This is a genomic window from Paenibacillus sp. S33, assembly GCF_053615415.1.
In genome coordinates this window covers 228626-241745 of record NZ_JBSIEZ010000001.1, presented here as the reverse complement: position 1 = coordinate 241745, position 13120 = coordinate 228626, and the positions used below count along the sequence as shown (strand labels likewise).

Sequence of the window (13120 nt, the reverse complement as noted above, 5' to 3'; positions counted from 1 at the left end):
TCGTAGTTATGGTTATCCGTTCAATTTTTGTCCACAATTCGGACAGAAATTAGCTCCTTCGTTTTTTGTACCGCAATTCGGACAAAAATTGGGCTTATTACCGTCTCCAGATGGAGAGGGGGCAGCAGGTGTAGGCTGAGTCTCAGCCGAAGGCTTTGGGTTCGGGTTCAAATTTTTCATCATTTCATTTGCTATATTCATCCCCATCATCATACTCGCCATATCCGAAGCTGCACCGCCGCCTTTTACATTACCCGATGCAATCCCGTCCGTCATCGTCACTTGCTGGTACTTTTGCAGATTACCGATCATTTCATGAGAAGCTGTCTTCGTGATCATATCTTGGATTTCTTGAGGATAATTGAAGCTCATCACATGAAAGCCAGTAATCGTCATACCATTGTCCATCACTTGCATATCCAGATCTTCTTGAATACCTTTTGAAATATCAGAAGCATTCGCCTGCAGATTGAACATGTCCTTTCCTTCTCTGCTGATCCACTTCATTAATAACTGATCCAACACCGAAGTAATGCGTATTTTCACATCCTCAACGAGATAACTGTCCTTCACTCCGGCAATTTTATCGATGAGCGTAACATAATCGTTCACTTTAAAATTAAATGTGCCATTGGCACGGATCGGCATACCGCCTGGCAGCTGGGGGGTCGGGATCAGCACTGGATTCTGCGTCCCCCATTTGACCGTAAACTCCTTCGTATTAACGAATAAGACCTCTACCCTCATGCCACTGTTAAAACCAAATTTAAACCCTTTTAAGGTGGATAGAAATGGAATAATGTCAGAGTCCATGTTATATGACCCTTCATTCTCAAAAATACCCTCTATTTTGCCGTTATTTACAAAAATCGCGTCTTGACCGGAGCGGATGATTAATTTACTGCCTTTTTTAATTTCACGATTACTCCACTTCCAGAAAATCATATCATCTCTAAATTCTTCCCACTCTACAACATTTGCAAATTGATTTCTGAAGAATCCCATGCTGTATCCATCCCTTCCGTTAAAATGATCCTCTGCTGCCGCTATGCGAATGACCGCCGCTGGTGGTTCCGCCTCCTCCGCCTGATGAACTGCTGCTACTGCTCTTTTCAATCTTCCGCTTCGTTGTCGTTGTGTGAAGATACTGATCTCGATGCTCCAGAACTCCTGAAGCGTTCGCATCCTCGTAGGTCTGCCGATTTACCGTAACCCGACCGCCAGAATTGGAAACCATCTTACCCACGATCAACGCTGCCAATCCCAGCGCCACCGCCAAATGAAGCCATCCTTTAAAAAATATACTGTCTGGATTCACCCCTGGACGGATGGCCAAATATTTGTGCGCACTCAGAATATACTTTTGAAATGCCAGCCCATAGTTGCCGTTCGTCAGATCCGGGCTAATCTCATGGCGTATTTTAGTAAGCCTGTCATCATCCAGATACCGTTCTGCCTTATAAAATCCGGCCAAGTACACCTCTCTATTTCTCATATCCATCGTTAAAATGACCGCGTTCCCATGAGATCTGTCATACCCAGGGCCATGGTCATCATAAAAGTCCTGCGTCATTTTCATAACATCCATATTGTCGGGATTGAGAGTAGTATAAATAATAATGTCCGTTTCTCTTTCCGCTCCGTATTGATTAGCCATAGTGTTCAACACATCATACTCTTCCTGATTGAGCAGACCCGCTTCATCATAAATCAATGGCTTCATTTCTGTCGTTGCTGGTTCGCCCTTCATTTCCATAGGAACTGCCAGAAAAACAGCAAAGAACAACAAGACGGCTATAATGGCTCTATGCTTTTTCAATAGAATTCCCCTCCCATCATCAGCCAAGTGATTAATCTTAATGAGAAGAGAGTAATGCCGAAAATGCCTGCAAACCAAGCTGTCACTTTGAACTTGCTGATCGGAGGCTTACCGACTACCTTGCCCGTCTGTCCGTTCATAGCAAACGTATGCTCCAATTGATTGTAGTCATAGTGTATGACCCATACCGGGAGTAGAACATAATCCGCTTGTTTTAATGTAGTATCAATTTGCTTTTCCGTATAACTCACGGACGTATACTCCGACACCGTAGAATGAATATAAGCATCAATATATTCCTTCACTTTCTCTTTAACTCGCGGGAAGAGCTCTTCTTCGTTATAACTGTACTTCTCCGCAATATAACCTGCTAGATATGGCGTTTTAAAGGGTTTTAGCTGATCGTATGGAAAAGGCTCCAATTTATCCATCAGCTCGTCGTTCATTTTCTCCGCAGCATCAATCGGAACCTTTACATAATTCAAACGGATTTTCCGATATACATCAAAATGCTTCGTTTCCGTATATTCGTAGTCTCCGCTCGTATAGGTTCTCACTTGGGTACCTTCACCTTGAACCTCAATTTTATTATGTAATTCATATAACCAGAAGGGCACATACATCCCGGTTATTCCCTTGATTCGGTCTGCCATCATGAACCGGTTCGGCGTCAGACGGCCGTTCTTGCACCATTTTTTGAAAGCAACTATGGCCTCTTCCTTACTGATTGAAAAAGGAATAACCTGCGCCGGAGCCAGCTTCCCGGTCAGTCGGTCTCCAAGAACCACGGCAGAACCACAAAAGCTGCACACCGTTGCACTCGTCTCCACTTCGGTCATAATCACTGCTCCGCAGTTATTACAATGATACTCATGGGCCTCATCTTCTGAAAAAATACGATTTATCAGAGGATCAGGAATAGATTCAATATTGTCCTCTCTTCCGCAACTATGACAGGATAACATCCCTGTCTCACCGTCAAAGACCATGCCGCTGCCGCAGTTGGGGCATTTGTATTCGATAACCGGCATCTGCTCACCTCTTCATGTAGATACTGTTATGATTCCTTATAAAGCATCCAGGTCGTCCTTCGTTCCTGCCCGAAGCTCGGCTATAGCCATCGCTTCATCATACGCTCTGTTCACCTGCTCTTCCATGACCTCAAAAGCAGAATTCTTGCTGCCCATAGAGTTCAAGGCTTGCTGTGCTTTGGCAACCGCCATCTTCCCTTTAAGTTCAGCGTGCCGCGCTTCTAGTTGCTCCATATCGGACACCAACTTCTCCTGCATTTGTTTCATATTTACGGCGTTTGTCGAAGCTAAATCATAGGATGTTTGTAATTGTTCCAATTTCTCCGCCTGCAAACCTTTTCTCTCCAGAAACTTTCGAGCTTCCTCTTCATTACCAGCTTCCACAGACTTACTGGCATAATGCTGGAGCTTTTTGATCTCGGCTTTGCATTCATCCAGTGCTCTTTTCGTCCTTCTCTCATCAGCCAACACTGAAGCCGTCTCCGCTTTCACCTTGCCTAGATCACTGTTCAAATTCCGCATATAATCGTCAATGGTTTTCTCCGAATCTCCCACCTTATCCATTAAGGCGTTAACATTCATTTTCATAATATCCCTAAACCTTGACAAAATCCCCATGATGACCTCCTTCGAAAGGACTACATTCCACCATATCATACATCAAATCCGGTAAAAAATGTTCCCCAGCCATATATACTGGCCCATCGATCACTTTCAGATGTGTGTTCGTTTTATTATAAAAGCAAAGGGTCCAAAAACCCACGACAGATTTTTGAACCCTTCTATTATGGTTCCTGATTATAGTTCTTCATAGGACTTGGGGTCCTGCCCCCATATCCGTCCATCCTCACTGCTAAATGCCGAAATCACGTTCATTTCCTCTGGAGACAACTCAAAATCAAAAATATCTAGATTCTCCGTTTGGTGTTTTAAAGAAGAGGCCTTAGGGATCGGGATTGCTCCAAGTTGGATATGCCAACGTAAAATCGCTTGTGTAGTCGTTTTATCATGAGCAGCAGCAATTTTCCCAATCTCTTCATTCTCCAGCATGCTGTGACCGCGACCCAAGGGGCTCCATGATTCCGTCACGATGCCCTGTTCAGCATCTTTTGCACGCTGCTGTTCCTGATTAAATAATGGATGCAATTCAACTTGATTTAAGCTCGGCGTGACACCTGTTTCCCGAATTAAACGTTCATTATGCTCGGGCAAGAAATTGCAGACCCCAATGGAACGGATATAGCCCCTTTTCTTCGCCTCAATTAACGCCTGCCAGGCTTCAACATATCGATCAATTTGGGGATTCGGCCAATGGATCAGATAAAGATCATAATAGTCCAGGCCTCCTCTATATAATGACTCTTCGATCGTTACAATGGCTTCTTGGTAAGCATGTCGGCGACCCGGTAGTTTGGAGCAAATCAACAATTCTTCTCTGGGAACAGAGCTCTGCTGGACCGCTTTCCCAACAGCACCCTCATTTTCATAGTTGAACGCTGTGTCGATCAGACGGTAACCTGCATCAATCGCGCCGGTAATCGCCTTGACTCCATCTGCACCCTTAATTCCAGCAGTCCCAAATCCAATGACGGGCACTTTAATGCCATCATTCAATACCTTCTCCGGAATTTGTTGGTTCATAATTACAGCCTCCTTTATTATTCTCATATACCATAACACCTCTTCAAAGCTCCGGCAAAATATAGCAATCCATTCCGTTCCCTATATATGTATATACCCACTAGCTCGTAACTTCCCTACCAAGTTCTCTTTGTGCTAAATCAAAAAGCGCCTGATCCCCATTGAAATCATACTTGAAGTCAAGGGGGCAGGCACTTGTACCACTACCAAATCATATATTCCACTTCATGCTTGATGGCTTGGTTGTCCAACACAAAGTTGAAGTGTCTGTATTTTTATTTCAAGCCATTCCATACCCAGTTCTCTACCTCTGGTAGGTCAATACCCTCTTCGCGAATGAATTGATGATGTTTTTTAACCGTAGCATCCATTTCATCCACAATGTTGGTGTACTTCCCAGCGTCAGGTAAGTTGAGAACAGCTTCCTTCACTAAGTCAAAACGATCCATTTGATTTAATACACGCATATCAAATGGTGTCGTAATATCCCCATTCTCACGGTAACCATGTACATGCAAGTTATGATTATGACGATCAAAGAACAGATCTTTGATCAGACCTTCGTAACCATGGAAAGCGAAAACAACGGGCTTGTCTTTTGTGAAAAAATGATCAAACTCGGCGTCGGATAATCCACGCGGGTCTAGTTTTTGACTTCTCAGTTTCAGCAAATCTACCACGTTGATGTACCGAATCTTCAAGTCAGGCAGTTTTTCATGCAAAATAGAAATTGCAGCTAAACTTTCAATCGTTGGCTCTGTACCAGCAGAAGCAATGACAAGGTCAGGTTCTCCACCTTGATCTGTACTTGCCCAGTCAATGATCTTCAACCCTTTATCCACCAATTCTTTCGCTTCATCAGCAGTAAACCATTGTGGACGTGGGTGTTTAGACGAAACAATCAAATTGATCTTTTGACGGTCGTTTAAAATGGTGTCGAAAACAGCCAACAATGAATTGGTATCCGCTGGCAGATATTCCCGAATAAATTCTGGTTTTTTATCAGCCAAATGACCTAACAAACCTGGATCTTGGTGTGTATACCCATTATGATCCTGTTGGAACACCGTTGAAGTTGCTACGACATTCAGTGATGGGATATCTGCACGCCATCCTTGATCCGTTGCTTTACGCAGCCACTTAAAGTGCTGGGTGATCATCGAGTCAACCACACGCAGGAAGGCTTCGTAACTTGCAAAGAAACCATGGCGACCTGTTAATACATAACCTTCCAGCAATCCTTCAGCTTGGTGTTCGGATAATTGAGAATCAATTACGCGGCCATAGGATGATAAGAATTCATCATTAGGTTCAATAACTTGGTCCATCCATTGGCGTTTGGTTACTTCAAAAACAGGAGCCAAGCGATTAGACATCGTTTCATCCGGTCCGAAGATTCTGAAATTACGATTTTCTTCATTTAAAAGAACCACATCTTTAACGTATTTCCCTAAAACCGACATATCTTGCGCAATCACTTTACCAGGTACGGAATTATCCAGCGTATAGTTACGGAAATCCGGTAATTTCAAGTCTTTAATGAGGTTACCCGCATTCGCAACAGGGTTCATTCCCATGCGTTTATCGCCTGTAGGCAAAATTTCAGCAAGCTCAGAGTTTAAACGACCGTTTTCGTCGAACAATTCCTCTGGTCTATAGCTATTCAGCCATTCTAACAAAGCAGGTGCGTGCTGCATATTTTTTTGATCAACCGGAATTGGAACCTGATGGGCACGGAATGAATTTTCATTCGGCACGTTGTCCCATTCCTTCGGACCCGTCCAGCCTTTAGGTGAACGGAATACAATCATCGGCCACGCCGGACGAGTAAGGTCATTATTTTCACGCGCATTCTTTTGAATAGCTTCAATCTTCTCGATAGCCGTATCCAATACTTTCGCCATTTCTGGATGCATGTGATCCGGATTTTCACCTTCAACAAAGAACGGCTCCCAACCCAAACCTTTAAAGTATGAGGTCAATTCTTCTTTCGATTGACGAGACATAATCGTTGGGTTACTAATCTTAAAGCCATTCAAGTGCAAGATTGGTAGCACTGCACCATCTGTGATGGGGTTGATAAATCGGTTAGAGAACCACGAAGCGGCTAATGGGCCCGTTTCAGCTTCACCATCACCAATAACAACAGCCGAAATCAGATCAGGATTATCCAGAATGGCACCTACACCATGAGAAAGGGAGTAACCTAATTCTCCACCTTCATGGATAGATCCAGGTGTTTCAGGAGCAGCATGTGAAGCAATACCGCCAGGGAAAGAGAATTGTTTGAACAATTTCTTCATACCTGGGATATCTTGTGTAATTTGCGGATAGATTTCAGTGTAGCTTCCATCCAGATAAGAATTTGAAACCATAACCTGGCCGCCGTGACCAGGACCTTCAATGTAAAGCATGCTCAAATCATATTTATTAATAACACGATTTAGATGTGCATAAATAAAGTTTTGGCCCGGAATTGTGCCCCAGTGTCCAATAGGCTTAACCTTCACATCTGAATCTTTTAAAGGCTCTCTCAACAAAGGATTATCTTTTAAATACAGCTGACCTACCGAAATGTAGTTCGTTGCACGCCAATATGCATCAAGTTTTTCTAAATATGTTTTAGATGAATAATCTGCTAACACGGGTGATAACGACATGGTGTCCACTCCCTAAGTAGTTTTGTTTGTAATTTATTTCCGGAAATTTCATCTACATGTACATCATAACGCTACGCTGATTAAATTCAACCTTTTTCACAAGTGATACGGTCCAATTTTGTGAAATTTTGAACATACTATGAAATATAAATTAAAAAGACAGTAAAAAAGCTCTTACATTAAAATATATAGAATTATAAACCAATAAAATTTGCAATAAACGAGGCAATCGCAGACTCCAATCCTTTTCTCAAAACCATAAAAAAAAGACCGGAGAATTCTCCAGTCTTATCATTAGTGAACCGATACAAAGGTGTTAAATTTCAAATATTTGTAATGAAATCGCATATGAGAAAACTCAAATGGCGTACCGTTATCTAAAAAGAACACGCCTTCCATAATACCTACAGGCTCATTTTCATTTAAATGAAGCAGCTTTTGATCATTCTCTTGGGACGGTTCTGCAAAAATGGATAAAAAAGATTTGGTGACAGCCAAGTTCCGCGAGTCTTCCAAATAATTAAAAATGGACCCCTCGATAATGGTCTGATTTAAATTCTGGACAATTTTAATAGGGATATAGCCCGTTTCAATCATAAAAGGATCATCATCAAACAGACGTAAGCGGACAATTTTGTAAACAAAATCATGAGTCTCCAAGAACAAATCGCGCTGTAATTCTTCTGTTGGCGGAATGACCTCAAAACTCAATACTTTGATTTTTGGCTTTTTACCATGCATTTGAAAATTATCAGTGACCCCTAGATTAGAGCCTTCGTAGTTAAAGATAGATTCATTTCTTATGTATAATGGATTAATAAATGTCCCGGAACCTTGTTTTTTGAAAATGATTCCGACATTCTCCATTTTAGTCAGAGCACGTTTAATTGAACTACGACTAACCTGGTAAGTCTCACTAAGACTACGTTCATCTGGCAATCTCATATCTGCAAACTTTCCAGCAAAAATTTTCATCTTGAGATCGTCAATAATTTGCTTATAGACAAATTGTGTCATATAGTACTCCTCTTTCAGGTCTTCTATAACTCTATATAGTTTACCATAACTTGCCCATTTCATCTCATGTTTGTTTCTGTATGCTGAGTGGGCTTTCAGCGGATAGGAAGCGCCCTCGCTTTTACTTTACATCTCTATGCATAATACCATGATTACACATACATAACACCACTGAACGTACCTGCAAAACAGCAGAAGATACAGAACCCCCACCTTAATATCGGTAATAAGACCAAGCCTGTTTCGAACCTGGAGGGATGTTTGACTAGACCAGGCTAAAATCCTTGAATACATTGTTATTATTTATCTTGTTCAAGCGTTTTCTAATAAGAATGGTGGAGGGGAGATCATATTGGCTATCCGCTACAGCATCATCATTCCAACCTATAATCGAGCCCAGCAATTGTTGCTTACACTCGCTTCATTTGAGACACAAACCTATCCAAAGCAACTATTCGAAGTCATTGTAGCTGATGACGGTTCTACAGACGGAACGAAAGAAATGGTCGAAGGCTTCAAAGCATCCTATCCTCTTATCTATGTGTCACATCAGGAACAACGCGGTCGATCTGCCGTTCGAAATTTGGGACTGCGCCGTGCAAAAGGGCTGTACATCATCTTCTGCGACGCTGACTTTGTAGTATTACCGGAATTCATTAGGATCGTGAGCCGTTATCACCGTAAATATCCCAAGTCCGTGCTTTCAGGCATTCCTCACTCGTGGGACGATGCTTTTACCCATTATTACCCTGACTTTTCCCCTGAGGAAAAAGAACAATGTCGCAACATACTTACGCAGTCCAACTTATGGAATGCTGACTATGAAGCAGCGAACGAAATTACTCCGATCATAACCCCAGAAGATATCCTTCACCAAACGGGTGCACTGTCTAAAGTAGTTAGTCCCACAAGGGTTCCTCCCAATACGCAGAAACAATTTGCCTCAACGGACGTAGCCCCCTGGATGCTGCTGGTTACTCGTTGTGTAGCCATCAGACGCAGTCACTTGATTCGTATTGGAGGTTTCAATGAACGGTTTGTGCTGTACGGACTCGAAGACTGGGACCTTGGCTATAGACTGCATCGCATGAAGATCCCTTTTTATTGCATCAAAGAGGTGGTCGGATACCATCAGGAACATCCAACCTATCTTAGAGGTAACGTGTTAAATACGGAAAACCTGAGAATCATGTATGAAACCTACGGATTCAATGACTCCTCGTTAAATTTATTCGCCCTTATCCCTCCATCCGAGGATTTTGAGACCTACAAAAATACATTGCGGGTATTGCGCAGGGGATTCCGCTCTAGGTTAACACGCTCATCAGCACTGTTATTAAGAAGAACACTACGCATTGCAGCCAAGCAGTTCTACGATCAAAGCCATACTCATGCATACAAAAAATCATTACACTTGATAAAAAAGAAGGCAGCGAACCGGAAAAGTCGAGTCGCTCATGTGTTACGAGAAATGCTAGTGAAGTCTGAAAAGCTGGTGGAGTAGTAGCAAGAGGCCGGAAGGACACGAAACACATGAATTTTTCCCGTAATAAAAAGACTCCTCCATCTGAGAGCAGGCCAAACTCGGCAAGCTGTCTTATGGAAGAGTCATATGCAACTTTTTCTTACTTTTGTTTTTCCGTTAATGTTCTCACTTCAATAGGATGCAGATTCGCCTCGATTTGAGCCCGCTGCGGTTCATACCACTCTGGCAGCATTAATTCCTGTCCCAAAGATTCAGTAGGTTCATCGTTAGCAAATCCCGGTGGATCTGTAGCAATTTCAAATAGGATGCCGCCCGCTTCTCTGAAATATATCGCATTAAAATATTGGCGGTCTATAATGGGAGTCGGCTGATATCCATAATGCTGGACTGCGCTTCTCCATTCTTCATGTTGTTCAAAATCTTTTGCACGCCACGCAATGTGATGTACCGTGCCTGCTCCACCAAAGCCTAAACCCATTTTGGCGAGCGGAACATCTACGATGTTGCCGATTTCTCCTACGGACTGATAACGGGCATATTCGGCGTCTTCAGCGATTTTCGTAAATCCGAGTATGCTCTCCAATGCATCCATCGTTCTCTGTGGGTTGACGCTAAATAGCACGGCGCCTCCAAACCCCTTAATTGCTTTATCAGCCGAAATACCACCGTAAGACCAAGTACTATTCGCTCCCGCTTCACGTTCAACAAGCTCAAGGCGTAAGCCCTCATTATCCTCAAATTGAAGATATTGTTCAGAAAAACGGCTTGTTTTCGTAACTTGAATATCAAAGCTTTCCAAACGATGCTGCCAAAAATCAAGTGAACCTGGGGGTACAACATACGAGGTTATGCCCACCTGGCCACCTCCGATTCGTCCTTTAGGAGTTCCTGGTGCAGGAAAAAAAGTAATGATCGTTCCAGGACTTCCTGCCTCGCTACCAAAGTACAAGTGGTAAACCTCAGGAGCATCGAAGTTGATTGTTTTCTTCACTAACCGAAGTCCCAGGACGCCGGCATAGAAGTCGACATTTTCCTGCGGATTACCGGCAAAAGCTGTAATATGATGGATACCTGTAGTTTGAAGTGACATATGAAACCCTCCTTTAATCGTAGGAACCTTTATTTTTATTGTTGATGACTTTTAATGACCTAAATATCATGTTTTATCTAAGTAATGCATCGATGGAATATGAACCTGCTCCTGTCAACGCAATACCAATTACAACTGCAATAAGAACTAGCGGATATTCATAGCCATTAGCTGTTGCCCAGATCCCGTTTGGGCCATGTACTTTGAAAATTGCTCCGAGCATAGTCACCGCAATCAATAATGCAGCCAGTGGAGTGAGCAATCCTAAAGCAAATAGAGCTCCTCCCAACAATTCCATCAACCCTGCAGACACTGCCATGAATACTCCAGGCTTAATCCCGATCGATTCCATCCAACCGCCAGTACCTTTTGGACCATAGCCACCAAACCAGCCAAAAAGTTTCTGTGCTCCGTGCCCCACCAATAACAATCCAACCACCAAACGTATCAGTAACAATCCACTTGCCAACATAAAAATCACCCTCCACATTATATTTATTTAGAGATTATTAAATTAGAGATATTAGATAAAATTAAATTCATTGTTTAGCGATTCGGGCCTGTTCTTTTCTAAGCTTTTCAGGCGTAACATCGTCTCCATTCGGATCATAGATCGTAGCATTCAAGAGAATGCTTTGTACAGAGCCCCGAAAGATTTGAAGGTATTCTTTGCGAAGATCCGTTTGTTCCGTTTTTTCAATTTCAGTTAATCCGACTTCCTTTGCTTTTTTTGCGAGCTGATTAATTCTTTCTAAAATGGTGATCATGTATATACCTCCCTATTCAAAATTTTCTGGTTGTTTTATCTTTAATTTATTTATCTTGATTTAAAGATATAATACTTTTCTATCCGTGTCAATACTTTTTCGAAAAGAAAAGAAGATGAACGCTTGAGTTGCTTTTAAAGGTGAAAGAAAAAACAGCCGGAACACTTAGAAATATCTTTAAGCTACAAGTTGTGTAAAACCTCTTCAACTCAATTAATAAAGCCATAATAAAAAGCCACCAACCAGAATCACTGGCTGATGACTTTCTTGTCTTACTCAAATGGAGGCGAGGGGAGTCGAACCCCTGTCCGAAGATAACGACACATAAGCTTCTACGGGTGTAGTGACAGTTTTGATGTCACCCTAGAAACTCCCTGTCACCGGATTCCCTTCGGGTCAGCCTGATTATCTTCTTCAGCTCACCGCAGGCGGAGATGAGACAGCGTATTCCACTATTTGTTAGCCCCTATCCCAGTCACATGGACGATGCTGGGTAGAAGCACGCACACAGTTTCTTAGGCTGCGAAAGCGTAGTTGTTTTGTTGTTTGCCGTTTAATAGGCTTTAGCGTTGATGAAGCGGACGCGTCCCCACTACCCGCTACCCATGCTCGAACTATCCCCGTCGAATCCATAAACGCCCCCTTATTATAAAAGGGCTCCACGGATAAATCCGGAAATACCGGAGCATAAGCATGCATAATATCAAAAGCTGAATTCTAAGATTCAACACTCGAACAAAGTTAAAAGCTTTAAAACTGACTACTTCGTTAGTATACCATATTACAGGTCATTACGAAACGAAATGAAGCTATTTAAGCCTTATAAAATAGCACCATTACAGGAACAAGTAACATCTCCACGTAATTTGTACCATACCCAATAATACAGCAACTTATCTTGCAATTTTCTGCTTCTCGCGCAAAGCACGTTGGATATCACGCTGTGCATCGCGTTTAGCGGCAGCATCACGTTTATCATACTGCTTCTTACCTCTACCCAGTCCGAGTAAAAGCTTAGCATAACCATTGCGAACATAAATCTTTAACGGAACAATCGTGTAGCCTTCCTGTTTGGACAATCCGATAAGCTTGCGAATCTGTTCTTTATGCAACAGCAACTTACGCGTACGGGTCGGATCGGTAGGATTATTACGATTGCCTTGCTCAAAAGGACTGATATGCATATTGTGAATATGAATTTCGCCATTACGGATCGTAGCAAATGCATCACTTATATTGGAGCGACCATTCCGTAGAGACTTAATTTCTGTTCCCGTTAGCACCATGCCCGCCTCGTAAGTGTCCTCAATAAAATAGTCATGGGAAGCTTTTTTGTTCTGGGCGAGCACTTTCCCGTCTGCCTTCTTACCCATGAATACCACTCCTTATGAATAACGTAATTCACTCTTGAAATCCAGGTATCAAAATCCGGCTACAAAGAGCCACCTAGAAATATATTGTAACAAATTTCAGATGGTAAAAGCAAGAAAGGTCAAGTCTTCTACATTTCTAACTGCACTTATATCACACTTAAAACCAAGCGGCTTCCATCCAATACAGCAGACAGAAACCGCCCGTATAACCTATGCTTCAAATCAGCTTCATTCAC

General features: G+C 42.4%; 12 protein-coding genes and 1 other RNA gene. 1 reads left to right on the top strand and 12 read right to left on the bottom strand.

The features are described 5' to 3' along the window. Window positions 1–12: 12 nt before the first annotated feature. The 7 genes from ACWGXJ_RS01080 to ACWGXJ_RS01050 form a co-directional block, all read right to left on the bottom strand. Window positions 13–1005, bottom strand: a complete 993-nt coding sequence (locus ACWGXJ_RS01080) for an SPFH domain-containing protein (RefSeq protein ID WP_069290815.1) — start codon at window positions 1003–1005, stop codon at window positions 13–15. A 19-nt stretch (window positions 1006–1024) separates the two neighbouring features. Further along, window positions 1025–1819: a TPM domain-containing protein gene (locus tag ACWGXJ_RS01075; RefSeq protein ID WP_069290814.1), complete on the bottom strand. Its 795-nt coding sequence runs from the start codon at window positions 1817–1819 to the stop codon at window positions 1025–1027. Next, complete coding sequence (locus ACWGXJ_RS01070) at window positions 1816–2850, bottom strand: hypothetical protein (protein ID WP_061830225.1); 1035 nt, start codon at window positions 2848–2850, stop codon at window positions 1816–1818. Before ACWGXJ_RS01070 ends, ACWGXJ_RS01075 begins: the two co-directional genes overlap by 4 nt. Before the next feature lie 36 nt (window positions 2851–2886). Next, the gene (locus tag ACWGXJ_RS01065) at window positions 2887–3468 is read right to left on the bottom strand and encodes a PspA/IM30 family protein (RefSeq protein ID WP_452565963.1); all 582 of its coding nucleotides are present in this window, start codon (window positions 3466–3468) and stop codon (window positions 2887–2889) included. 180 nt (window positions 3469–3648) lie between these two features. After that, on the bottom strand, window positions 3649–4491 hold the full coding sequence (locus ACWGXJ_RS01060; protein ID WP_452565962.1) for an aldo/keto reductase: 843 nt from the start codon (window positions 4489–4491) through the stop codon (window positions 3649–3651). A 275-nt stretch (window positions 4492–4766) separates the two neighbouring features. Then, window positions 4767–7151, bottom strand: a complete 2385-nt coding sequence (locus tag ACWGXJ_RS01055; RefSeq protein WP_452565961.1) for a phosphoketolase family protein — start codon at window positions 7149–7151, stop codon at window positions 4767–4769. A 294-nt stretch (window positions 7152–7445) separates the two neighbouring features. Then, on the bottom strand, window positions 7446–8168 hold the full coding sequence (locus ACWGXJ_RS01050; protein WP_023986502.1) for a GntR family transcriptional regulator: 723 nt from the start codon (window positions 8166–8168) through the stop codon (window positions 7446–7448). Between the two features lie 352 nt (window positions 8169–8520). Here ACWGXJ_RS01050 and ACWGXJ_RS01045 point away from each other — a divergent pair, with 352 nt between their 5' ends. Continuing rightward, complete coding sequence (locus ACWGXJ_RS01045) at window positions 8521–9672, top strand: glycosyltransferase family 2 protein (RefSeq protein WP_452565960.1); 1152 nt, start codon at window positions 8521–8523, stop codon at window positions 9670–9672. A gap of 121 nt (window positions 9673–9793) precedes the next feature. On the opposite strand, the gene ACWGXJ_RS01040 is transcribed toward ACWGXJ_RS01045, so the two are convergent. The 5 genes from ACWGXJ_RS01040 to smpB form a co-directional block, all read right to left on the bottom strand. Then, entirely contained in the window at window positions 9794–10744 is a 951-nt protein-coding gene (locus ACWGXJ_RS01040; protein ID WP_452565959.1) for a ring-cleaving dioxygenase, read from the bottom strand. Between the two features lie 73 nt (window positions 10745–10817). Further along, on the bottom strand, window positions 10818–11216 hold the full coding sequence (locus ACWGXJ_RS01035; RefSeq protein WP_069290807.1) for a DoxX family protein: 399 nt from the start codon (window positions 11214–11216) through the stop codon (window positions 10818–10820). A gap of 67 nt (window positions 11217–11283) precedes the next feature. Continuing rightward, on the bottom strand, window positions 11284–11511 hold the full coding sequence (locus tag ACWGXJ_RS01030) for a DUF896 domain-containing protein (RefSeq protein WP_061830218.1): 228 nt from the start codon (window positions 11509–11511) through the stop codon (window positions 11284–11286). A gap of 278 nt (window positions 11512–11789) precedes the next feature. Beyond that, window positions 11790–12154: a transfer-messenger RNA gene (gene ssrA, locus ACWGXJ_RS01025) on the bottom strand. A gap of 250 nt (window positions 12155–12404) precedes the next feature. Further along, window positions 12405–12884 carry an SsrA-binding protein SmpB gene (gene smpB, locus ACWGXJ_RS01020; protein WP_013308270.1) on the bottom strand — a complete coding sequence of 160 codons (480 nt, stop codon included), beginning with the start codon at window positions 12882–12884 and terminating at the stop codon, window positions 12405–12407. Window positions 12885–13120: the final 236 nt, after the last annotated feature.

Bases quoted from the DNA above. Each gene is read 5' to 3' on its own strand.
- ACWGXJ_RS01040 (WP_452565959.1), bottom strand. From the start codon at position 10,744: ATGTCACTTCAAACTACAGGTATCCATCATATTACAGCTTTTGCCGGT.
- ACWGXJ_RS01030 (WP_061830218.1), bottom strand. From the start codon at position 11,511: ATGATCACCATTTTAGAAAGAATTAATCAGCTCGCAAAAAAAGCAAAG.
- ACWGXJ_RS01035 (WP_069290807.1), bottom strand. From the start codon at position 11,216: ATGTTGGCAAGTGGATTGTTACTGATACGTTTGGTGGTTGGATTGTTA.
- ACWGXJ_RS01055 (WP_452565961.1), bottom strand. From the start codon at position 7,151: ATGTCGTTATCACCCGTGTTAGCAGATTATTCATCTAAAACATATTTA.
- ACWGXJ_RS01070 (WP_061830225.1), bottom strand. From the start codon at position 2,850: ATGCCGGTTATCGAATACAAATGCCCCAACTGCGGCAGCGGCATGGTC.
- smpB (WP_013308270.1), bottom strand. From the start codon at position 12,884: ATGGGTAAGAAGGCAGACGGGAAAGTGCTCGCCCAGAACAAAAAAGCT.
- ACWGXJ_RS01065 (WP_452565963.1), bottom strand. From the start codon at position 3,468: ATGGGGATTTTGTCAAGGTTTAGGGATATTATGAAAATGAATGTTAAC.
- ACWGXJ_RS01050 (WP_023986502.1), bottom strand. From the start codon at position 8,168: ATGACACAATTTGTCTATAAGCAAATTATTGACGATCTCAAGATGAAA.
- ACWGXJ_RS01060 (WP_452565962.1), bottom strand. From the start codon at position 4,491: ATGAACCAACAAATTCCGGAGAAGGTATTGAATGATGGCATTAAAGTG.
- ACWGXJ_RS01080 (WP_069290815.1), bottom strand. From the start codon at position 1,005: ATGGGATTCTTCAGAAATCAATTTGCAAATGTTGTAGAGTGGGAAGAA.